Origin of the sequence: Chryseobacterium nakagawai (assembly GCF_900637665.1) — a bacterium.
Classification (GTDB): Bacteria; Bacteroidota; Bacteroidia; order Flavobacteriales; family Weeksellaceae; genus Chryseobacterium; species Chryseobacterium nakagawai.
This window is the reverse complement of sequence record NZ_LR134386.1, coordinates 1,068,987-1,089,964: the sequence shown is the minus strand read 5'-3', so window position 1 is coordinate 1,089,964 and position 20,978 is coordinate 1,068,987. Positions and strand designations below refer to the sequence as shown.

General features: G+C 35.0%; 19 protein-coding genes and 13 tRNA genes. 2 read left to right on the top strand and 30 right to left on the bottom strand.

Annotated elements, in window-relative coordinates; translation table 11 throughout:
- Positions 1-69: 69 nt before the first annotated feature.
- Both EL260_RS04960 and EL260_RS04955 read left to right on the top strand, forming a co-directional pair.
- Entirely contained in the window at positions 70-414 is a 345-nt protein-coding gene (locus tag EL260_RS04960) for a GIY-YIG nuclease family protein (RefSeq protein WP_123859111.1), read from the top strand.
- A complete protein-coding gene (locus tag EL260_RS04955; RefSeq protein WP_123859110.1) occupies positions 411-1,310 on the top strand; it encodes an alpha/beta fold hydrolase in 900 nt (299 codons plus the stop codon). Before EL260_RS04960 ends, EL260_RS04955 begins: the two co-directional genes overlap by 4 nt.
- Positions 1,311-1,322: 12 nt before the next feature.
- Here EL260_RS04955 and EL260_RS04950 read toward each other — a convergent pair whose 3' ends face one another.
- The 30 genes from EL260_RS04950 to EL260_RS04825 all read right to left on the bottom strand — a co-directional run bounded on the left by EL260_RS04950 (position 1,323) and on the right by EL260_RS04825 (position 20,664).
- A complete protein-coding gene (locus tag EL260_RS04950) occupies positions 1,323-3,296 on the bottom strand; it encodes an AAA family ATPase (protein ID WP_228445318.1) in 1,974 nt (657 codons plus the stop codon).
- A 112-nt stretch (positions 3,297-3,408) separates the two neighbouring features.
- On the bottom strand, positions 3,409-3,960 hold the full coding sequence (locus tag EL260_RS04945) for a 3'-5' exonuclease (protein ID WP_123859108.1): 552 nt from the start codon (positions 3,958-3,960) through the stop codon (positions 3,409-3,411).
- A 69-nt stretch (positions 3,961-4,029) separates the two neighbouring features.
- Positions 4,030-4,575, bottom strand: a complete 546-nt coding sequence (locus EL260_RS04940) for a 3'-5' exonuclease (RefSeq protein WP_123859107.1) — start codon at positions 4,573-4,575, stop codon at positions 4,030-4,032.
- 75 nt (positions 4,576-4,650) lie between these two features.
- Positions 4,651-5,214, bottom strand: a complete 564-nt coding sequence (locus EL260_RS04935) for a metallophosphoesterase family protein (protein WP_123859106.1) — start codon at positions 5,212-5,214, stop codon at positions 4,651-4,653.
- A gap of 125 nt (positions 5,215-5,339) precedes the next feature.
- Positions 5,340-6,281 (bottom strand): MBL fold metallo-hydrolase, encoded by a 942-nt coding sequence (locus tag EL260_RS04930; RefSeq protein ID WP_123859105.1) that lies wholly within the window; start codon positions 6,279-6,281, stop codon positions 5,340-5,342.
- Between the two features lie 167 nt (positions 6,282-6,448).
- Positions 6,449-7,462 (bottom strand): RNA ligase, Rnl2 family, encoded by a 1,014-nt coding sequence (locus tag EL260_RS04925; protein ID WP_123859104.1) that lies wholly within the window; start codon positions 7,460-7,462, stop codon positions 6,449-6,451.
- 4 nt (positions 7,463-7,466) lie between these two features.
- Positions 7,467-8,030 carry a DinB family protein gene (locus tag EL260_RS04920; protein WP_123859103.1) on the bottom strand — a complete coding sequence of 188 codons (564 nt, stop codon included), beginning with the start codon at positions 8,028-8,030 and terminating at the stop codon, positions 7,467-7,469.
- A complete protein-coding gene (locus EL260_RS04915) occupies positions 8,030-8,395 on the bottom strand; it encodes a cyclic-phosphate processing receiver domain-containing protein (RefSeq protein ID WP_394343538.1) in 366 nt (121 codons plus the stop codon). Before EL260_RS04915 ends, EL260_RS04920 begins: the two co-directional genes overlap by 1 nt.
- A gap of 16 nt (positions 8,396-8,411) precedes the next feature.
- Positions 8,412-9,188 carry an ATP-grasp domain-containing protein gene (locus EL260_RS04910; RefSeq protein WP_123859101.1) on the bottom strand — a complete coding sequence of 259 codons (777 nt, stop codon included), beginning with the start codon at positions 9,186-9,188 and terminating at the stop codon, positions 8,412-8,414.
- A gap of 90 nt (positions 9,189-9,278) precedes the next feature.
- On the bottom strand, positions 9,279-9,764 hold the full coding sequence (locus tag EL260_RS04905) for a ribonuclease H-like YkuK family protein (RefSeq protein ID WP_123859100.1): 486 nt from the start codon (positions 9,762-9,764) through the stop codon (positions 9,279-9,281).
- Positions 9,765-9,889: 125 nt separating this feature from the next.
- Positions 9,890-9,960: transfer RNA gene (locus tag EL260_RS04900), tRNA-Trp, on the bottom strand.
- An 8-nt stretch (positions 9,961-9,968) separates the two neighbouring features.
- A tRNA-Gln gene (locus EL260_RS04895) sits at positions 9,969-10,041 on the bottom strand.
- Positions 10,042-10,140: 99 nt separating this feature from the next.
- Positions 10,141-10,213, bottom strand: a tRNA-Phe gene (locus EL260_RS04890).
- 260 nt (positions 10,214-10,473) lie between these two features.
- Positions 10,474-10,545, bottom strand: a tRNA-Glu gene (locus EL260_RS04885).
- A 253-nt stretch (positions 10,546-10,798) separates the two neighbouring features.
- Positions 10,799-10,882 (bottom strand) — tRNA-Tyr (locus EL260_RS25355).
- Between the two features lie 229 nt (positions 10,883-11,111).
- A tRNA-Cys gene (locus EL260_RS25350) sits at positions 11,112-11,193 on the bottom strand.
- 284 nt (positions 11,194-11,477) lie between these two features.
- Positions 11,478-11,549 (bottom strand) — tRNA-Asn (locus EL260_RS04880).
- 5 nt (positions 11,550-11,554) lie between these two features.
- A tRNA-Leu gene (locus EL260_RS04875) sits at positions 11,555-11,627 on the bottom strand.
- A gap of 100 nt (positions 11,628-11,727) precedes the next feature.
- Positions 11,728-11,799, bottom strand: a tRNA-Pro gene (locus tag EL260_RS25345).
- A 65-nt stretch (positions 11,800-11,864) separates the two neighbouring features.
- Positions 11,865-11,935, bottom strand: a tRNA-Asp gene (locus EL260_RS25340).
- A gap of 6 nt (positions 11,936-11,941) precedes the next feature.
- Positions 11,942-12,015, bottom strand: a tRNA-Arg gene (locus EL260_RS04870).
- Positions 12,016-12,018: 3 nt separating this feature from the next.
- A tRNA-Lys gene (locus EL260_RS04865) sits at positions 12,019-12,095 on the bottom strand.
- A gap of 9 nt (positions 12,096-12,104) precedes the next feature.
- Positions 12,105-12,177 (bottom strand) — tRNA-His (locus tag EL260_RS04860).
- A 570-nt stretch (positions 12,178-12,747) separates the two neighbouring features.
- A complete protein-coding gene (locus EL260_RS04855; protein WP_164464399.1) occupies positions 12,748-12,876 on the bottom strand; it encodes a penicillin-binding protein in 129 nt (42 codons plus the stop codon).
- A 226-nt stretch (positions 12,877-13,102) separates the two neighbouring features.
- Positions 13,103-14,122, bottom strand: coding sequence for a soluble NSF attachment family protein (locus tag EL260_RS04850; RefSeq protein ID WP_123859098.1), 1,020 nt, complete (start codon positions 14,120-14,122; stop codon positions 13,103-13,105).
- Complete coding sequence (locus tag EL260_RS04845; protein WP_123859097.1) at positions 14,115-15,815, bottom strand: APC family permease; 1,701 nt, start codon at positions 15,813-15,815, stop codon at positions 14,115-14,117. The genes EL260_RS04850 and EL260_RS04845 overlap by 8 nt, the downstream gene beginning before the upstream one ends.
- Entirely contained in the window at positions 15,805-18,177 is a 2,373-nt protein-coding gene (locus tag EL260_RS04840) for a hypothetical protein (RefSeq protein WP_123859096.1), read from the bottom strand. Before EL260_RS04840 ends, EL260_RS04845 begins: the two co-directional genes overlap by 11 nt.
- Positions 18,168-18,911: a hypothetical protein gene (locus tag EL260_RS04835; protein ID WP_123859095.1), complete on the bottom strand. Its 744-nt coding sequence runs from the start codon at positions 18,909-18,911 to the stop codon at positions 18,168-18,170. The genes EL260_RS04840 and EL260_RS04835 overlap by 10 nt, the downstream gene beginning before the upstream one ends.
- Positions 18,884-20,017: an AAA family ATPase gene (locus tag EL260_RS04830; RefSeq protein WP_123859094.1), complete on the bottom strand. Its 1,134-nt coding sequence runs from the start codon at positions 20,015-20,017 to the stop codon at positions 18,884-18,886. Before EL260_RS04830 ends, EL260_RS04835 begins: the two co-directional genes overlap by 28 nt.
- On the bottom strand, positions 20,014-20,664 hold the full coding sequence (locus tag EL260_RS04825; RefSeq protein WP_228445317.1) for a hypothetical protein: 651 nt from the start codon (positions 20,662-20,664) through the stop codon (positions 20,014-20,016). The genes EL260_RS04830 and EL260_RS04825 overlap by 4 nt, the downstream gene beginning before the upstream one ends.
- Positions 20,665-20,978: the final 314 nt, after the last annotated feature.

Genomic DNA, 20,978 nt, shown 5'->3' with positions numbered 1-20,978 from the left:
TATTTGTTATATCATAATCACGTCATCCTTTCAACTTCTACCCTATTAACTCTATACATAATAAGTTATATGAAAAATGCTATAAAGCAACAGCTTCGTGAAAAAGCCAAAAACCAAATTATTACAATGGGTGTACTTTCTGTAAAAAATAATAGGACCGGAAAGCAATACCTTAAGGGAGCTTTAAATCTTGAAGCACTGGTGAATAAAATGAAGTTTGTATTAAATAGTGGATTATTCGCTAATACCCAACTCCAAAAGGATTGGAATGAATATGGAAGTGACAATTTCAGTTTTGAATTTATTGTCACTATTCCCTATCAGGAAAATAAATATATCAACTATCGTCAGGAAATCTTAAAGGCTGAGCAAACTGCAATATCAGAAATTAATGGTGAAATTTATACATCATGAATCATAGTGTCAGAATAAACGGCGTTGATATATGCTATGAAATTTTAGGAGCAGAGCATCAACAGACTATTGTACTGATTGCCGGATTAGGAAGTCAGATGATTCGCTGGGACGACTCTTTTTGCCAATTATTGGTAAAACAAAACTTCCGAGTCATTCGATTGGACAACAGAGATTCCGGGATGTCAATTTTTCCAACTGAAAAGGAACTAAATTTTAACGGAAATCATCAGGAATTTTTTTCTAATATCAAAGCGGAAAATATCCCTTATTCTTTGATGGATATGGCAAAAGATGTGATTGGTTTACTTGATTATTTACAAATTGACAAGGCTCATTTTACCGGAAGATCCATGGGAGGAATCATTGCACAATTATTAGGTTCTTACTTTCCTGAAAGAGTTTTATCATTAACAATTATCATGTCAACATCTCTAAATCCCGCATTACCTCCTTCTGATCCGGAAGTGATGGCTATGATGATGAAACCTTCTTCCGATCCAACCTTGAATAAAGAGGATTATATTGAGGAAAAATTACTTTTTGCTAAGAGAATTTCAGGAAATTTATATGAATGGGATGAAAGCTTAGAAATCAAAATGATTGAAGAAGAACTCAACCGTTCAAAAACAAAATATGGAATTATAAGACAACTGTTGGCTATGGCTACCTATCAGTATGACCGGGAAGTTCTGAAGAAAATTGAAGCCCCAACTTTGGTTATCCATGGAACTCAGGATCTTATTTTCCACTTTGATTGTGGAAAAGATATTGCAGATGCTATTCCCAATGCAAAATTTTTGTTGATGGAAGGAATGGGACATTCTGTTCCAAAAGAATTGTATCAACTTATCTGTAACCAAATTACTATATTGATCTCAAAAATAAGTGCATAGCTTTTGGCTGCGTTACTGTTTAAAAGTATGCTCTACTTCTGTTAATCCCATTTTGACAAGGTGCCTATATACTGTTGCAAGGGTAAGATTTCTCTTTTCTGCAATTTCAAAGGGAAGTATTCCCTCATCAAATAGCTCAAAGGTGATTATATGAGTCGGTCTTTTAACAACTTTTACGGAAGTATCTATTTCAATTTCCTGATCGAATAAAAGATGATCGAACAAATAACAAGACTTGAGCTTTTCAAGGTATTCTTCGAGATCGTGTAGAAATATTTTCGTTTCTTCGTTGAAGGTTTTTAAGCCTTTGATCCCTATAGTATCTGAATAAAGATTTTTCAGAGGCAAAAAGAACTTCTCAGCGACATTTTTATAGAAAAAGTTGATAGCACCCTGGCATTTTACTTCAACCTCCATCCACTGAATTTCTCTTCCAATAAAATCTGCTAATTTCAAACGGATCACTTTTTTAAACTTTTCAGCTACTTTAAAAAGATATTCACTTTCTCTTTCAAACTCATCAGACAGTGTATTGACCTTTTCTGAATCCGGGATTCCTGCAGTAAAGGTTATCTCTTTCCAGCTCATGACCGCTTCTTTTAACCAACCTGTATCTACCGTCATCTGAACTTTATATAATGTGTAATCATATTTTTCATGCTCAATGATCTGAGGTAAATGATCATTAACATGGGTAGCGTTTTGAAAGTCTTCAATTCTTTGGTCTTTGAATATGACATTCTGAGAAATTTCAGATTTCAGAACGATTCCGCTTAGGGTACGGCAGCGGCTTAATGCCACATATACCTGCCCACTGGCAAAGGATCTTCCGGCATCAATAATGACACGATCAAACGTCAGACCCTGGCTTTTATGAATGGTAACTGCCCATGCTAAACGTATAGGATATTGTTCAAAACTTCCCAATACATCTGTTTTAATATTTTTGTCAGTATCCAGCGTATATCTTTTCTGCTCCCAGACTTCGGTGGTCACGATAATCTCTTTTTTACTTTCAGCCAATATCACCTTTATGGTATCTTCATCGAGATAGGAAATTTCAGCTAATTTCCCATTATAAAAGTTCTTTTCAGGTGATGAGTCATTTCTGATAAACATAATCTGCGCCCCTACTTTTAGCTTCAATGTTTCCTCCATAGGATATTGGGTTTCTTTAAATTCACCAATTACTGAAGCTGTATAAAACAAAGATTCTTCTTCTAATGCTGCGAGTTTTTTCTGATTAATATGATCTGCAATCCGATTATGAGAGCATAAATGAATATAGGTTTCATTTTCAGGCTCAAAGTTGGGATTGTATCTGGAATTCAGTTTTTCAAAATCTAATTCGTGGAAGTCTGCATGCCGGACAGCATCCAGTATTTCCAGAAATTCCTCATCCTGCTGGCGATAAACTGTGGTGAGTTCTACTGTGATTAACCGTACATTCTGCAACGCTTTGGCTGAAAAGAAAAATGGAGTTTCATAGAATTTTGATAAAATCCGTTCAGAATCATCTCTTACCACAGGTGGTAATTGATATAAATCCCCCACTAACAACAACTGTACTCCCCCGAATGGTAACTGATTTCGTCTTACTCTTCTTAATGAATGATCCATCATATCTAATAAATCAGCTCTCAGCATAGATACTTCATCCATGATAATCAGTTCAATTTCCCGAAAAAGATCCAGCTTTTCTTTTCTATACTTAAAGTGAGGAAACAGCTCATTAATATTCATTGCAAGATTAGGATCAACAGGCTCAGTAGTAGGAACAAATGTTCGAGACGGAATACCAAACAGCGAATGTATGGTTACCCCACCGACATTGATTGCTGCAATTCCTGTAGGAGCAACAATAACATGTTTTTTACGGGTTGTCTTTACAAAATTATTCAGGAAGGTTGTTTTTCCTGTTCCTGCTTTTCCTGTCAAGAATACACTTCTGTTGGTATGTTCCAGTAATTTGACGAGTTCCTCCAAGGGATACAATTTTTATCAAAGGTAAATTATAAAAATAAAGTAACATATAAAAAAAGAGACTGAACGCTCTGGAACAGTCTCTTACTATCAATGATGTGATCTGTATTGCATTTTAATTATTCTGCAAACACCAATGTAAGATCTTGGCGATATTTCTGGCATCATCTACTCCTCTGTGGTGGGTGCCATCTAATTTAAATCCAAGTTCATTCAATGCTCTTTGCATTCCTACGCTCTTTCTTACCGTAGGATGAATTTCTCCAAATAATGTTTTGACATTGATATGGTCATCACTTAACGGATAATCCACATAAAATCTTCTGGCCTGATCCTGAAGCATATTCAGATCATAGTTTCCATAGCTTGCCCAGGTTAATTCTTCTGAATCGTATTCTGCTCTCAGAATATCAAATGCATCATCCAGCATAATTCCCTCATTATCCAACATATTTTGGGTAAGGGTGGTAAGTTCCGTACAGAACGGGCTCACTTTTGAGTATTGAGGTTTTATTAAAATCCCCTCATTCTGGGAGATCTTTCCGGTTTTTGCATTCATAATACAAATGCCAATTTCGATGATCTCGCTTTCCTGACCTCTTGGCGGTCGGTTGTCCCAACACGTGGCCTCAAGGTCTATAATAAGTATATTTTCTGTTGTTTTCATTGTTTTTTATTTAAGATTAAAAGATAGAAGTAATGTCTGGCTTTGAGTTTTCTTCTTCCATCCAAATTATTATTCCAAAATCTTATTCAGTATTTTGGCTGTATTGTAAGCATCGTCTGCTCCACTATGATGATTGCCATCGAAATTCATGTTCAGGTAATCCAGGGCTCTTTTCAGTCCTAGAGATTTTTGCAGTCTGAAATGTCTTTTGAATTCGTACATTACATTCAGGTATTGCCCTGAAAAAGGATTTTCGATTCCAAGCCAATCACATTGTTCAATGATCTGTTCTCTATCGAAGTTTCCATATCCGGCCCAGGTGAGCGATTCAGTATCATATTCATCTCTGATCTTCGCACAGGCTTCTTCGAAATAGATTCCTTTTTCTTCTATCAATTGTGGTGTAATCCCCGTTAGTTTTGTACAAAATCTATTGATTGCTGATCTTTCGGGAATGACATAAATGCTTTGTTTTTGAGAAATAGTATTGGATATCAGATCCAACTTACAAATTCCCATTTCGATAATATCTACTTTCTGTCCGATTGGAATCCTGTCGTTTTCCCAACAGGTTGCTTCCAAATCGACAATTATTATTTCATGAGTTGTTTTCATGGTTGTGTAAAATGTATTAATGAGGGCAAGGAGGTTCCAGAAATTTTCTTTTTATCCCAAAACCCTCTTGCTCATTTACTCTCGAGGCCCAAACGGCGGTGTCCATTTTTTATTTTTCATGACTTCCTTAACTTCTTCGTAGGAAATCGGGTAAAAATCGTGGCAATCTACACCTACATCGAAACTCAATGCCATCTCATCATCCGGCAATGTTCCGTGTGAGTGCCCGTATAATTGCCAGACTCCACGGTGTGATCCATTCCAGGTACGCATGGCATAATGGAAGAGAATAATTTTCTGTTTCCCGTTTTGATTATCCGGTTCATCAATTCTCAGTTCGTGATAATCCCTGATGGAGGAAAATCTTTTAGGATACGTTAAAGCTGCACCTTCATGATTACCTTTGATTAAATGGATGTTTCCGTTCAGTTGATCTAAGATTTCCTTTGTAAAATCCGGTTTTCCAAGACTGAGATCTCCTAAATGATAGACGGTATCTCCGGGATTGATTCTCTCATTCCATCTTTTAATTAATTCTAAATTCATCTGCTCCAAGGATTCAAATGGTCTTTCAGAGAATCGTATAATATTTTCATGACCAAAGTGATGGTCAGCTGTAAAAAATATATTGGGTTTCATTTTTTTAATTTTTTGTTATTAGTTGTTCCTAGAACCACCCCGTCAAATCTACGATTTGACATTCCTCCGTAAGATGGGAATATTACGTCTTCAACAGAGGTTTTGTGAAGGGGATACTATGATTTTTAATTTTGAAATGCTTTATAAAAAGCAGTCTCAATTTCTTCCTGATCGCTTTCTGTATATCTTCTTGAAAAGTGGATCGGAATGGCTTCTTTCACCTTACATTCATTCATGATTTTTCCAGATGCAGAGGCAAAACTGTGATAATTGATCTTGGCGAACTCCTGATCCGTATCCTTGTAAAAGGTTTCAATATAGACTTTATCTGCATTATTGAAAACGGCTTTTATCTTTTTATAATTATCTTCATCTACAGCATGATCCATGATAACGCCTAATTTGTAGCCTTCATTTCGGGTTAGCATATAGAACAGATCTGATGCTTTATACAAGGTTTCTTCTATTTCAATTTCTTTTTCAAGATCATTATTTTCAAAAGCGGTTTTCAATTCACTGATCCATTTTCCTTTCCTAAAATCAGAGGCATTGTCATGAAAAGTCACTGAATCTTTTTCTTTAAACAAATAGGCAATAGAGTCTGTCTTATGATCCAGAATAGCAAAATCCACATTTACATATTCATCTTCAAATAGAAAATTCTGTGTCTTTACATATTCAGCATTCCAGTAAGGAGGATGAAGCGTATAGATGTTGATTTCTTCTTTGGAAATAATTTCATGAATTTCGTATTCAATGGCATTTTCATCTATTAAGTTCCAGGTGTAGGATTTTAATCTTGCCTCAATTTGCTGATGGATATTTTTCGGTCCACAGATCACAACTTTTTCACCACTGCCAATCTGATGTCTGAAAATACCATCAAAGTTGGAAAAATGATCGATATGAGTATGACTGATGAATATTGCTGATATTGCCTGCGCTTCCTTTACTGTGAGTAAACTTGCTTCTCCACAATCACATACATAATGCTTTCCTGAATTAGGAATTTTTATTAATATACTGATGTCTTCTTTTAAAAGACTTTTTATTTCTGCTTGTAACATTTCTTTTCTTTTTTTAAAACCAGCCCGTCAAAAATTCTTTGAGTTTTCGTCGCCTTTATTTTTCATGTCTTCAATTTAAATTTTTGTAAAAATTGAAAATTCCAAGTATTCCTCTGGGCTTGTGGTTATATTATACATAAAAAAGTTTCGGTAATACATCACCGAAATTAGACTTTAAGAGTCATTAACTCTTCTTTTATACAATCAATGACTAAAGAGTTCAACTTTTTGTTGATCCTTTTATGCTCATCTTTTTCTATGGTTGTGAAAACAGCTGGAAAATCTTTTTCAAAATCTTCTAAAATATCCTGTGCAAAAAGGTCTATTACTTTCCCTATCATTTTGGGTTCAAATTCACCAATTTTGCTCACGACATTATTCAATCTGTTTGCTGTTACATATTGTTGAATCTCCCCCCAGATATTTTGAGCCGTTTCACTAAAATCAACCTGTTTTTGAGTAGCTTTTCTCTCTTTTTTTACCATTTTAGATTTTTCAATCCATTTTTCATTCTTATTTTTTAGAATGACTCTGGCTCCGTTTCCGAAATATTTAGTTTTTAGGGTCTTAATAATGGTTCCTTCACACATGTTGTTCATTTCCGGTAATCCTAACCAGGTTGGGATTTTAGAATTGAAAACATTCGGGAATCTTAAAGCTTCTTCTAAAGTTCCTTCAAACAAAGTTTTAGCATAGAAAAATCCGGTCTTCTCAAAAATTGAGTTGATGATATCTGTATCCAAATAAGTGACTCCATTCAACTTAATGTCAAATGCATAAAAATCGTTGTAAGGTGCATATTCAATTCCTTTTTGCACTTTTATCGCATTTTCTACTGGTTCTACTTCTTTATGATTGTAACTTCCACCGAATAATTCACCGTAGATGACTACTGTCTCAACATTCGGGTATATTGTTTTCACTTTTTGAAATAAATTAATTACATTTTTTCTGTATTGTTCCAAAATCTGATGTGCATTGTAAAATTTTTCTTCTTTTTCAATGAAAGCTGTTCTTTTTGCGATCTTAATTTCCTTTCCGTCGGTAAAGAAAGAGAAATTAGCACCGTGAACTTTTTCCTGCACGATGAAAACCTCATCCCCAAAGCCCTGCAACCTGATCTGATCGATCATGCGGGTTTGGTAAGCATTTTCTATAGAGTTATATGTTTTGAAAATCATTTTTTTAGTTTTTAATCATTTCTGATTGGTTATTTCCCATTTGGGTAATATGTCTTTGTGCATGGAGTGAGAGAAAATAAATGTACTCATCGACATTGATCTTGCCCAGATTATTCACGCTCATGGTCGTTTTATAGAGAACTCCTTCGCCATTTTTCATCAAATCCAGGTAATTCTGACATTGATAATACTGTTGAGTAATCAGGTTTCTGATCTCTCTTAAACTTCGTTCTCCTTTAGGCTCCATGTGTTCAGGTCTGATCCATTCAAAAGCACCATATTCCCCTACTTTTTCAAAATTTTCTTTGTTGAAACTGTAGTTTTTAATTTCAGATTCCAGGTCGAGTTCTAAAGAATTTCGCATTGCCTTTTTTGAGCCTTTTTCAATAAGGATCAGCAAATAAAAATTCGTAAGATAGATATGCTCTAAAATCTGTTGAACTGACCAGCCTCCATTTGATGGCTGATAGTTCAGGGTTGTACCATCTTTATCAAACCATCCGTCAACCTCATTAAAACTGAGGCTGAGATGATTTCTAATCTTCTGGATATATCTGAAAATGTCCATTACAATTTTTTAAAGTTTTTTAAAAGTCGTTCAATATTCTCCTTTCCTACAGTATTCATGGAATGACAGTAGAATTTGGGTAGGTCTAAATAATGATCCATACAATATTCTATCAGCCATTTTGCACAATCGTAGCCTGTTTTTTCCACAAATTCACCGGTATCTGTTTTCAGATAATGTTCATCTGCAAGGTCATGGTCAAAAGAAATCATTTCCGGAAGTCCCTTTTCCAGGATTCTGTTGACAAACTGATCGTAATTTCGAACGATATGCCAATCTCTTCTGAGAAAAATATCCTGTTTGGTATAACGATATGCCTCAATCGGATATCGTATATCATCCAGAAATAATAGTCTTTTGGTCATTTCTATGGTTTATTTTTTAATTGGAAAAGTAGATATTCAATGCTTTGATTACACTTTTCACGTTAGTATTGGGATAAAATCCGGAACTGTTGATGCAATTTATTTCAACAATTTTCCAACCTTCATCCGTTAAACAAATATCCATTACAAAAGCTTCTGCAAGGTTAAACAACTGAATCATTTCTTTAGCAAAACCTAATCCGTCCCTTGAAACATTTTCTTCGAAAGGAACATTATCATTAAGTTTATAATAACCACTATCAACAATTTGCCCACCAACGATCCAAAGTCTTGCTTCTTTTAGGGTTTGCTTTGCTTTAGAAACCTGGATTAAAGAATCTGCTGTAATCCTATTACTTTGATTTTCTAATCTTTCAAAAACGAAATCCTTCCATTCTGATTCAGTAAAAACCTTTCCTGTAAAAATTTTCGCTTCATGATAAGGTTTGATAAATTTTTCTTCATCTTTTTCCCATAACAATTCTTCTGAAATTGTATGAACAGAAATCTTATCATTCAAAAGGTTTTCACCATAATATTGAGAATAGATCTCATATAAATGACTACCTCCGTAAAAAGAACCTGGATACCAATCTGATTTCTTTTTGGCCAGCCTTGCAATGGTCACAGAACCATACACAAAAATATCTTTTCGATCTGTCTCAAAATCTACCTTATCAGCCGTTGGCTGAATATTAATGGCCTTATATTCAATATTTAATTCTTCCAGCGCATCAAAAATTTTATAATGGTCCGGATCTGAATATATATTCGACTGAATTAAGAAATACATGGGTAATAGTTTTAATCTTTATTATTTAGGATGGAAGATAGATCAGGAAGTTAATAGTATAATGTTAAAACTCCTGCTTCCAGCCTCATATTATACCATCATATCAGCACAGTTGGAACTTGCGAAGGCAAAAGGTTTTGCTTTAAACACATATCCCATTCCCAGAATGTATCCCATTGCATCTTTTAATGCTGCATTGGATTTAAAATCAGGATCGGTATTGATGTCTGCGTGTACCTCCATTTCTACTCCATAAGTATCCAATACAGAACAAATTGCGTAAGCAATTTCAACAGATTTGTTGACTTCATTCAGCATTCGCTCTTTAATACTGATGGTCTGTATTTCTCTTTCTTTTCTGATAAAGGTAAACGCTCCTTTTCCTTCACGAATAAATACTACTGCCGTAGCATAATTAATAGCTTCTCCATATACGTGAGAGTCTGATCCCACACATACTTTCAGACGATGTCCGTTTGCCTGTTCGCGAATAATGGCTTCTTCTACCAGCTGTGTGATAGAATGTTGGAAAAATTTTCCTTTCATATTCTGCCATGTTTGTTGTTGCGTTTCCATTTTTTTACATACTTTAATTTATAATTGATAAATGATTGTTGATAATTAATTTGTAAACAGTTAATCCACTTTGCAGCTAATTTTAAAAATTCACTTGCCTGGCAAAGTTCACTGTTTACTTGTTGCACTCCGAACTGGACTCGAACCAATACCATCAGTTTTGGAGACTGAGATGCTACCATTACAATATCAGAGTAAATGTTGTTAATTCATTAGGACTCGAACCTAAACTCCAAGAATCAAAATCTTGTGTGCTGACCAATTACACTATGAATCAGATTAATTCATGAGCAATAAGTAATGGATAATGAGGAATGTTTAAAAACAATCAAGTATCAAAGATCACTCATTATATTACTTATCGTTCATGTTCTTGCGGAACAGACAGGAATTGAACCTGTACCTTTAGTTTTTCAGACTAACGTGCACACCAAGTACACCACTCTTCCCTATTTTATGAGTAATAAGTAATTAGTGATGAGTAATGATGAAAACTACTTTTCTATCATTCATTACTTATTGTTCATTACTTATTGTTCATTATAAAAAGTAAAAGGTTGTCTGTTTTTATTGACTAAAGATCTTCTACGCTTGACAAACCTTTTCTCTTTTCTTCATTTTGTGTGAATGGCAACTGGCCAATATTTTTTTAAATCTGAACTTTCATGGTATTATATCAATTATGTATTGACCAGTCATTCACATTCAGTACTCTATAAGGGAATCGAACCCTTGTTTTCTGCTCGAAAGGCAGGCGTCCTTACCGTTAGACGAATAGAGCGTTTTTATAAGCAATGGGTAAGTGATACTATTTTATATTATTAATTACTTATTGCCCATCATCCATTATAAAAAGAATAAGCTTGTCTTTAAATTTGCTTAACAAAAAGATCTTCTACGCTTGACAAGCCTTTCTTTCGAAAATTATATTGAGCATTTAATATTTTCTTCTTTTTGACCTACTGACTAGGAATCGAACCTAAACAACAAGAGTACATTTCCTGCATGCTGCCATTACATTATCAGCGGTTGGGTGGAAGTAGTAGGATTCGAACCTACTCAGCAATGAAGCAACAGATTTACAGTCTGCCCCGACTCTCCAACTTCGGCGTACTTCCGGATTTCTTTATGAGTAATGAGTAATTGATGATGGCTAATTTATCATTCATTGCTTATTGCCCATTACTTATAAAAAGAAAAAGCCTGTCTGTATTTTGTGTTTTGGCTTAAAGATCTTCTGCGCTTGACAGACATTTTCTTTTCTTAATAAAGGATATTTTTAGCTATAATTAATGAATGATAGTTGATGGATCATCTTCTAACATTACAATTTCCAGCTTTACATTGAGATGGTTATGGGATTCAAACCCACTCAGCTTACGCAACGGTTTTGCAGACCGCCCCGACTCTTCCACTTCGGCGAACCATCAGATTTTAACATGAGGAATAAGCAACAGGTAATGAATAATTTTTGATGTTTATTATTCAAAAAAACAAAGTCTGTCTATATTTTTGCTTGATATAAGAACTTCTGCGCTTGACAGACTTTATTTTTACCTAAAATTGTATTAATCATATTTTTCTTTCACTTGTAACTGTATTATTGAGAAAGAAAAAAGTTTGTCTGTATTTTCTTGTGTTTTTTTGATGTAAAGATCTTCTGCTCTTGACAAACTTTATTTTTCTCCTGAAACAATTAACATTTAGTTACTGCGATTCCGGGAAGATTCGAACTTCCAACTTCTGGTTTAACAGACCAGCGCTCTACCATTGAGCTACAAAATCTTTTGTACGGGAAGAGGGATTCGAACCCTCAGCGCCTTGATCCTAAATCAAGTGTGTCTACCGTTCCACCATTCCCGCAGCGGTTTTATGAGTAATGAGTAATTGGTGATGAGTAATATTGAAAACTCCTTTCTATGCATTATTGCTTATTACTCATTATTTATTACTTATCATTTCGTCTGGAAAGCAAGATTCGAACTTGCGACCTCCCGCGTCCAAGACGGGTAAACAACCACCGTTATCTTTCCAGTTTTACAGATTCACTTCAATTCTTTTCCGGGAGACAGCCGGAGCAAAACTTTCTACGAATCTTTGCGGTCTATGCGAGAATCGAACTCGCAGTGCCCAAGAGACAGTCGGGCAGGTTACCATTACCTCAATAGACCATTTTGTGATTCCGAAAGGATTCGAACCTCTAACCCTGGGTTTAGAAAACCCATGCTCTATCCGGTTGAGCTACGGAACCGTTTGGTAATCCCAGAAAGATTTGAACTTTCAACCCCCGGTTTAAAAGACCGGTGCTCTAACCATTTGAGCTATGAGATTTTATATTTTGGGTATCTTCGGGGATCGAACCCTGTTCTCCGGTTCCACAGACCGGCGCTTTACCAAATAAGCTAAAGAAACCATAAAAAAAAGCGCCTCTTTTCGGGAGGCGCTTCATATTTTTTAACGTGAAAGATCATTAGCTGACCCACGTATATAAGCACCTTTTATCCACAAATTCACAATCATAAGCACACACTGTCCCTGTCGGCTCCTGTCCGAATAGTCTTGAATATTGATTGAGTATGTTATGAAATTGTTTCATTTTATTTTTGTTTGTTTCTAAATTATTTTTTGTTGAATCCTGAAAACCTGTTGCTTTCAATTTTCGGTTGCAAAGTAAATATGATTTTTTGGAATCTGCAAATAAATTTTAAAATTAAATTATTGATAATCAGTTAATTACATGCAAAATTAAGAATAAGCGATTTCTGTCCGCAATCTTTTGCAGATATCTTAATTACCTAAATGACTGTCTCTCATCGGGTTACTTATCACTCTATTTTATTGTATTAAAGTTGCATTGTTAATTAAAAAATTTTCATGTTTATGGTTATTTTTTTTCATTCTAAATAATTTCTGACCTAAAAAACAAAAAACGCCTCGAAAAATCGAGGCGTTTTTGCTGTATTTTGATTAATTTTTTACAAGTTTATAGTAAATAATTTCCAAAGTCAGCACATTTCGCCTCATTCCATACCCCTTCATCATATCCTAATAATCCTTTATTAGAAGGACTTTCGAATAGTTCTGCATTGATATGTGCTCTTTGTATTGTCATAATTTTCTGGTGCAAAGATAAATCTTTTTTGTTATTTTTTATAATTCTCACATGGAAGAGTAATAAAAAAAGGATTCTATGATTGCTTTTAACGGCTGAATTATGTGTTTTTGAAACACAGAGTTTTACTCTATTTCTTCATCAAGTTTTTCAAGTTGCATGAATAGCTCACCTTGCATATTTATATTGGATATATTTAAATGTATTATCATTTTATTTTTATCCTTTAATTTCTAAACATTTTATTTCTTCCGGTCTTGAATCTTGAGATATCTTTAAGGATCACTTCATCTTTAGGGTTGAAATGTTTCAACTCGTTAACAATTTCTGAACGGCTTTCTACTTTTTCAGCAACGATCTCATAAGCTATTCTTCTTGTAACAGACTGTACTTTGAGGTCTTTTTTAAACTCATACTTCATTGCTTCCAGATAGATGAGTTTTTTATAGGCCGGAGTTTTTTCATACATAACCTGGATTTCGGCTTCCAGTTTTTTAGTATCAGAGATATTCGCAAAGTAATTATTGAGACAATTGAAGGCATCTTTATCTTCTTCCCAGCCTTTTAATAATACTTTTTGAGCATCTCCCGGCTTTTCCATTTTTTTACGGTATACCAATGAAGCTTTCACCATCTGATTATTGGTTATATAATCATCCGCTACCATCTGGTAATAGATATGGGCATTTTTCAGCTCATTAATCTCTTTGTAAAGATCACCTACTTTTTCTTTCTGTTCCATTTCTTTGTACAGGTCAATGGCTTTTTTATATTGCTTTGCCTTTTCATAACAATTCGCTGCATCAGATTTACTTTTAAGTTTTTTAAGATATACTGCTGCTGCCTCATTATAAAATCCACCGTCTTCCAATGCTTTTGCCCCTCTGTAATAATCTTGAAGTAAATTCATATACACTTTTGCCGCTTTTTTATAATCTTTTTCTGCAAGGTACTTTTGGGCAAGGTCTTCATATTTACTTCTAATCCTGTCAAATAGTGAATTTTCCAAATAGAAGTTTCCTCCTCCAGCTCCTCCCCTTCCTGAATTCTGTTTGTTTTGTTCTTTATCCTTTAAAGAAGTAATGACCATTAACAGAATAAATGCCACAATTAAAAAAATGACTAAATTTCCGACTACGCTCCAAAAACTTTCATGGAACAGCTGGGCTACGATTCCGATAATCTTAAACATAGCCAGCAGGACAAAAGCAGCCATGAACTTGTCTATAAATTTCTGTTTATTCATCATCATCGGATTTTAAAATGCTTTTATCATCTCTGAACAAACGGTAAAGCAGTAGCATCACCCCAATAGCAAGTATCCATACAAACCAGTTGTAGCCAAACATTTTAACCAAAGGATAAAACAGATACACCAACATAGCTACGAGAATCACAATCAAAAAGAATTTCACCCATCCCGGAACATTATCTCCTCCAAGATTTAATGATTTATTTTTAAACATGAAAGAATACAAACCAACCGCTGCAATCATCAGAATCACCATATATAATATATCGAAAACAGGAGTGTCTTTCTTCATCGAGTTACTACTTGATTCTACTCCCTTTACTTTAGAATCTTTAATGGTAGATGGAGGTGACCTATCAGTCATATCAATGGTTCCGTATAATTTTCCTAAAGAGTCTTGCATCAGAACCTGCTTTTTCTTTAAAAGATATTTCACCACCTCTCCATTTACCGGTTTTCCTTTGGTGTATTGTTTTAAAGAATCTGAAATTTTCCGTTTCAGCGCCTCACTTCTTTCCTTAATATGTTTGGTTATAACTCTTGTATAAATGGTTTTAAGAGAGTCTCGGCTTTGTTGCTCTTTATTACTTAGCTTTTGAATATCGTGTCCTATTTCATTTACTTCTCTTCCCCCTGCCCTTTTATATTCTTCTTTTTCTTTTTTTGTCTTACTTTCCTGCATTCCTGCGTTCAGGAGTTCATTGGACAAGCTTTTCCTTTTACTGTAGTACAGAGAATCTATCTTCATATCTATTTCAGAGACTCCTGAATGAAAAGCAATCATATCTGCAGGGGCTTTTACAGCATCTGTTACAATAGTTCCTGAGGACACCTTATTTTCTTCCTGCTGGGGCTTATTTTCATTGGATGGTAAAGCTATTTTTAAAACAATTGCAATGACAATAACGGCCCAGAATATTCTGCGGAAATTCCTGGTATTGGTACTTTCCTGTTTACTATCCGTTCCTCCTCCAAATAGCCCCTCCAACCAGGTAAATTTACCAAATCCATCTCCCCTGGAAGTACCCATGATATCTAAAGGAACTCCTAATTCTATAGCTCTTTCAGGGTATTTTTCTATGTATTTTAAATATTTTTCAATTTCTTTTTTGTTTCCAGCCATTACTTTCTTCAGATCAAACGGCAGGTTATTCATCCATTCTTCTTTGGTTGGGGGATTCTGTAATGCTTCAAGCATTTTTTCCTCATCGATTTCCACCGTATAGCTTTGTATGATTTGTGGAATTTTGACTCCATTCAAAGGTTTTTTGATGGTTTCTTTTATGATCTCCGGATCCTGAATCAATTCAATCCAATTGATCTCTTCTAGCAGTTTTACCAATCCAAATTCAGGATGCATTATGAGAAAGCCTGCCTCTACTGTATCCCAGTCTTCAGGATTGATCTTAGGATACAATGTTGTGTTTTCGGGAATAAAAAGTTTATTATCTACGCATTGGAAATAAGCATTTCTTCCAATTTCCTGCGGAGCATAATCATCAAATACAAGAAAGCATCCATACAATACATTGGGACTATTGGCTGGAACAGCATAAGATTTCACGCCATTAAGTGCTATTCCTAACGTTTCCATTTCCTGAAGCCATACCAAAGGTGAAGAGCCTTTTATCAAAAGTCCTTTTTTAGGGTATTTATTTTTCGGGAAAGGTTTTATTCTAAGCTCCATAATCCAAAATCTGCTCTATAAACGGCTTTACATAGTGATTATACATTTCGTCCATTGTTCTCACCTTCAATAGCGTATGTTCCGGAAGATAATATTCTGATCCGCCAAACTCTGTATAGGTAGCTATGGCTAAGAAGCCATATGTTGTAGTAGGCATATAAAACTCTTCAATTCCTTTGTTACTGCTTCTGAATGTCAATATTCCTCGGGAATCTGCAATGACCTCGCTTCCGTCAGGGAAAGTATATTTATTTTTATTCTGTTCCGCAAAAATCTTAATATCATATCTGTTTTTATAAAGATTCAGGGTATTTTCATATACACTATTTATTTCAAATCCTGAAAAAACCAGATTATCATGGGCATTAATACCGATTTTATTAAAATTACCGATAATTTTTAATCCACTCCGGTTTAACTTGGCTACTTCAGTATTTACTTTTGTGGTGTTTTTATCTATATCATCGTATTTATTATCCAAAGGCTCAACAGAGGTATTTCCTTCAATATTTATTTTATAAAGTAAAGGATTGTTAAACTCGTGAAGATAGAAGCTTTTCCCAAAATAAATCAGTTCATAGTCATCAGGAATATTCAATCCGGTAACATTGATCTCAGAATATTCTCTTGTATTTACATTAAGTTTAGATACTAATTTTCTGGAGGGTTGATATTGGCAGAGGATAAAATGCTGCTGTTTATTTTTTGCCAGGGCAAATTGTCCTGTTCGCTTTACAGAAATATCTTCAATCATCACTTCACAACCATGATATGTTTTATAATAATCATAGGTGTGCCTGTCGTAATAATTATCAGAAAGATAAGTTTTCAACAATTGTTTTTTTGAACTCAGAATAAAAAACTCTCCTTCGTATAAAAACTGGGCAATCTTATTAACCGGTGTTGGGAACAGGATCGGATAATTCAATGGAAGATCAGTTTTCTTTCCATTAGAATTGTTTTCTTTTCTTTTTTGCTGTGGTGGGTTAGCCCACAACTCATGAAGGGGAAGTTTTATTTTCTGGATGTGTTTCCGTGCTCCTTTATGATGCTTATAAAAGTTAATTTCTCCCTCTGAAGAAGTAGCCACCAAAAACTTCAGCCTGTCTCTATTTTGATGAACTACTTTCTGGATTTTTTCATCTTCAAAGTTCTCCTGATGGGTAATGAAAAATACTTCAATATCTTTCTGAGGATAATCTTCGTTAAAAAAATTATCTAAAGCTTCTGAAACCTCCAAAACCGGACTGACCTGATTAAGGTTTTCAACTACCTCTTCCACTTTATTCAGAGAAATAGCAACACCTGTCTGTCCCAATGCTATTACTTTACATTCTGAATGAGCTTTTGGATGTTTAATTATCGCAATCGCTGAAGCAAATGCCAATACTTTTGGAGTTCCCCAGTTTCTCAAGGAAGTATCAATCAGAATAATTCTTTCAAAAATATTTTCTTCGGGCGGTATCTCTCTTTGGATGTATAATGCTTCATTATTGGCTACGCGGCTCATAAATAAATCGTCTTCATTCGCAAACTCAGACAAAAGCATTCTATGAAAGTCTCCTTTATTGGTCATATCTGAGATACCTCCAACAGGCTGTTCTCCCGGAGAAAGGTGGCGCATTGGAATTTTAAGTCCGCTCCAGATTCTTTTGATTAAGCTTCCTACCTGGAATGTTTTGGGTTCTTCTATCAGCTCTCTGATAAAGTCTGTATCTGTAGTAGCTTGCTCTTCTACAACCTCATCAATCAATTCTGGCTCTTCGATTAGCCCTTTCATGGCCTCAATGATGGATTGTACGGTTGGAAATTTTTTATTGAGATCCATTGCCGTGAGATCTTTATTCAAAACGGATGGTCCTGCATCTTGTTTCTCTGCACTTACAGCTAATTCCTGAGGTCTTTTGGAATAAATTCTTAAATGAGCTTCAGCATTTGCAGAAGATATTCTGTTATGACAATCTTTAAATAAAGTCCGCAATAATACGATTTTGTTCTGCTTCTGTTTGTAAACCTTAGGAAGTGCCTTTATTTTTTCAAGAAATTCAATCTCTTTTTCAGCATTGAATTCAAAATTCCCCATGCTATAAAAATCTGTAGTATATCTTAAAGGACCAGCAAAGTCTGTATAGCCATCTTGCATGGCATATAAAACCATCAGCAAAGCACCGAACGGAGGCCATCCCTGATCCTGAAGGTCTTTCAGAATTTCTATGATATAAGGTCTATAAGCAATTGCTCCTACTCCTGGGATGGAGAGGAGGTTATTGTCATTATATCCGGAGTCTCCGGGAACATCTTCATCAGTTTTCCATTCCCAAAAGTAGTTTTCATAGGATTGGAAATAGGCCTTTAATTCCATTCTCTTGATTTTTCAGTAAGACGGAATGAACTTACAGATAATGGTCGGAAATCTGTTTTCTTTATTTCAAGATAATTCCCTTCCTCATCCCATAAAAGCCATCCATCTGACATTTTATTATATTTCTGTTGTAAGAGCTTGCTCAGATTTTTAAATTCAAAATCAAAACCGGAAGGCAAAAGGTGTCCGTCTTTTGTCCAATATGTTTTTCCTGGCAGGCTTAATAGTGGGGTTCCTAAAAAAAGAACTTTCTCTTCTATTACAGTCCATTCTATTTTATCCAATCTGAATTTTGGCAGTGTCACAATACTCTGTTTGACCTCTGTAATTACGCTTATCAAAGCAATAACCGAATGTTCTTCCTTACTTTCTTTTAATCTGATCTGAATCTTTTCACGAATCCCAAAATAGTTTTGGTTAGAAGCTGGAAAAGTAAGGCGTAATGCTTTATCAATGGGTGTCCAAAGCAATCCTGTTCTCATCTTTTTACTGGGAACCAATGCTTCTTTTTTAAATAAAAGCCCATCCCGAAGCTCGTAGAGTAAAAAGTTAGGCAGCTGATGAATTTCTGATGACAATGTCTGTTCCTCAGTGAAACCTTTGAGCCATATAATTTCATCATCTGTTGCAACATGAACGTTCTTCCAGTCTCGTATAGAGCCTAGATAATCATCATCGGTACGGGATAGTTCTGCCCAGAATTCTTTTATATCGTCTGAAGAATTTTCTGCCATAAGCTTTCAATTTCTTGCTGAATGTATTGCTTTTGTTCAGGGTTTCTGATCCAGTCACAGCGTGTCTGAAGGTATCTCAGTTTATCTTTGATTACGTTTTGCTCTTCAAAACTTAGCGATCCCTGATTCCATTTATCAACCAATATTTTTACATCCTTCATTACTTCTTCCGGGTTAGGAGTTTTATTCTGCATAGCTTGAGGATGAGAATGCGGATGATCGTCTTTCTCAATGGTTCTGTTAATGATCCCTTCCAGAATTTCTATCTGCTCTTCTGTATCCCATATATGTTTTAAAACCCAAAGATCTGAAAGAACGGCTTCATTTCTTCCACAAATCAGAGCACTTGCAGCAATGAGGTTCTGAAGTTTAACGGCTCTACGGTCTGAAATGGCAATTCCTGTGTTTCGTAAGCTCATGATGGTATTCAGATATACTTCGTAGATTGGTTTTAAATCGATCGCTCTACACAGATTCTGAAGTTCTCTGATCTCATTAGCATGAATTTCCGGGACTTCTGTTTCTTCTTCGTTTTCCAGCTTTCTTCCTGCTAAAAGCACTTGTTGCAAAAGCTCCGGATGAACATAATCAACATTGATTCTAATCAGGAAGCGATCGAATAATGCATTCAAAGCTTCATCTTCCGGAAGAATATTACTTGCTCCTACAAACATTAAAGCGGGTAAATGCTTTGTTTCTTTTCCTCTCTTGAAGATCTTTTCGTTAAGGGCCATCAAAAGTGAATTCAAAATAGCAGAATTGGCGTTGAAGATCTCATCCAGGAACACCATCGAGGCTTCAGGCATCATTCCTTCCGTATTGGTAAGCAGTTCTCCTTCTTTTAATTTTCTGATATCAAAAGGACCGAATATTTCATTCGGTTCTGTGAAACGGGTTAATAGATATTCAAAGTTCTTTCCGTCTGTTACCGTTTTTGCCAATGTTCTTACTATAGCTGATTTTGCAGTTCCCGGAGGACCATACAAAAAGACATTCTCTCTTGCCAAGAGACAGATTCCCAGTAAATCTACCACATCATCTTTACCGACAAAGGTATTTTTTACGTAGTTCAGAACCGTATTGAGTTTATTGATATTCTGCGTCATTGATTTTCTTCAGTTATTATTTTTAATTCTCTCCAGAATGCTTCTTTATGCATCCCAAACTCTGCAATAAGCAATGTATTGATGAACGGAATTTCCGCCAGTTTATAATCTTTCTTGTCTACAATTCTTTCCAGATATAATTTCCGGTATGTTCTATCTTTCAGCTCTTCTTGCCAGTTTACCACCTCCAGATCAAGATCATACCCTATTGCTGAATAATGAAATTCTGTCAGAATATCTTCAAGCATTTTAATGAGTGGATCTTCGGGATCTACTGAATTCAGAGCCACGATCACCTCGGGTAGAAATCTCAATGATAAATCGGCAGACAAAATAGAAGACACATCTCTTGGCCCTTTATATGCTGGAATAAGATTCTCAAGATTGCTGGCCGTATTTTCTCTTATTAGATACAATTGGGCACTATGATACAGTATTTTTGCCGCCCAAACTGCCGTTATTTTATTACAGATTATCCGATCATACAGAAACTCCAGTCTTTCTTTTTCAAATTCTGTTTCAAAATACACTTCTGCTTCCGCTTCCTCTTTTTGGGAAATGGTCTGTATACTGGAAAAAAGAGTGATGCATTCATTCTTCCTCAGCAAAAATATGGTATCTAAAAATGGTGATTTGGTTTCCAACATCTAACAAAAATAGAATTATTTCGTTGAGAATAAAATTTTTAAATAGAGGATTGATATTAAATTGTATTTCTTTATGAATAATGATGAAAAAGAGTACTATTGGAAAACGCAAAGAGGTATTTTTTTCCTTTCAACATGCTTTTAAAGCACCGGGATCTTATCGTAGATAAAATTTATAAATTGCCACGAATTCACGAATAAAATAATTCGTGAATTCGTGGCATATGATATCCTTGCTGAAAATTTTTGATTTTCAAGCGTCTTAAAAGCAATATATTATTTAAATGAGCCTTTGTACTATCCAATAATACTGA

Excerpts from the sequence above, each read along its gene's own strand:
- EL260_RS04960 (WP_123859111.1), top strand. The coding sequence starts at position 70 with ATGAAAAATGCTATAAAGCAACAGCTTCGTGAAAAAGCCAAAAACCAA.
- EL260_RS04955 (WP_123859110.1), top strand. The coding sequence starts at position 411 with ATGAATCATAGTGTCAGAATAAACGGCGTTGATATATGCTATGAAATT.
- EL260_RS04945 (WP_123859108.1), bottom strand. The coding sequence starts at position 3,960 with ATGAAAACAACAGAAAATATACTTATTATAGACCTTGAGGCCACGTGT.
- EL260_RS04940 (WP_123859107.1), bottom strand. The coding sequence starts at position 4,575 with ATGAAAACAACTCATGAAATAATAATTGTCGATTTGGAAGCAACCTGT.
- EL260_RS04935 (WP_123859106.1), bottom strand. The coding sequence starts at position 5,214 with ATGAAACCCAATATATTTTTTACAGCTGACCATCACTTTGGTCATGAA.
- EL260_RS04930 (WP_123859105.1), bottom strand. The coding sequence starts at position 6,281 with ATGTTACAAGCAGAAATAAAAAGTCTTTTAAAAGAAGACATCAGTATA.
- EL260_RS04925 (WP_123859104.1), bottom strand. The coding sequence starts at position 7,462 with ATGATTTTCAAAACATATAACTCTATAGAAAATGCTTACCAAACCCGC.
- EL260_RS04920 (WP_123859103.1), bottom strand. The coding sequence starts at position 8,030 with ATGGACATTTTCAGATATATCCAGAAGATTAGAAATCATCTCAGCCTC.
- EL260_RS04915 (WP_394343538.1), bottom strand. The coding sequence starts at position 8,395 with ATGACCAAAAGACTATTATTTCTGGATGATATACGATATCCGATTGAG.
- EL260_RS04910 (WP_123859101.1), bottom strand. The coding sequence starts at position 9,188 with ATGTATTTCTTAATTCAGTCGAATATATATTCAGATCCGGACCATTAT.
- EL260_RS04905 (WP_123859100.1), bottom strand. The coding sequence starts at position 9,764 with ATGGAAACGCAACAACAAACATGGCAGAATATGAAAGGAAAATTTTTC.
- EL260_RS04855 (WP_164464399.1), bottom strand. The coding sequence starts at position 12,876 with ATGACAATACAAAGAGCACATATCAATGCAGAACTATTCGAAAGTCCT.
- EL260_RS04850 (WP_123859098.1), bottom strand. The coding sequence starts at position 14,122 with ATGAATAAACAGAAATTTATAGACAAGTTCATGGCTGCTTTTGTCCTG.
- EL260_RS04845 (WP_123859097.1), bottom strand. The coding sequence starts at position 15,815 with ATGGAGCTTAGAATAAAACCTTTCCCGAAAAATAAATACCCTAAAAAA.
- EL260_RS04840 (WP_123859096.1), bottom strand. The coding sequence starts at position 18,177 with ATGGAATTAAAGGCCTATTTCCAATCCTATGAAAACTACTTTTGGGAA.
- EL260_RS04835 (WP_123859095.1), bottom strand. The coding sequence starts at position 18,911 with ATGGCAGAAAATTCTTCAGACGATATAAAAGAATTCTGGGCAGAACTA.
- EL260_RS04830 (WP_123859094.1), bottom strand. The coding sequence starts at position 20,017 with ATGACGCAGAATATCAATAAACTCAATACGGTTCTGAACTACGTAAAA.
- EL260_RS04825 (WP_228445317.1), bottom strand. The coding sequence starts at position 20,664 with ATGTTGGAAACCAAATCACCATTTTTAGATACCATATTTTTGCTGAGG.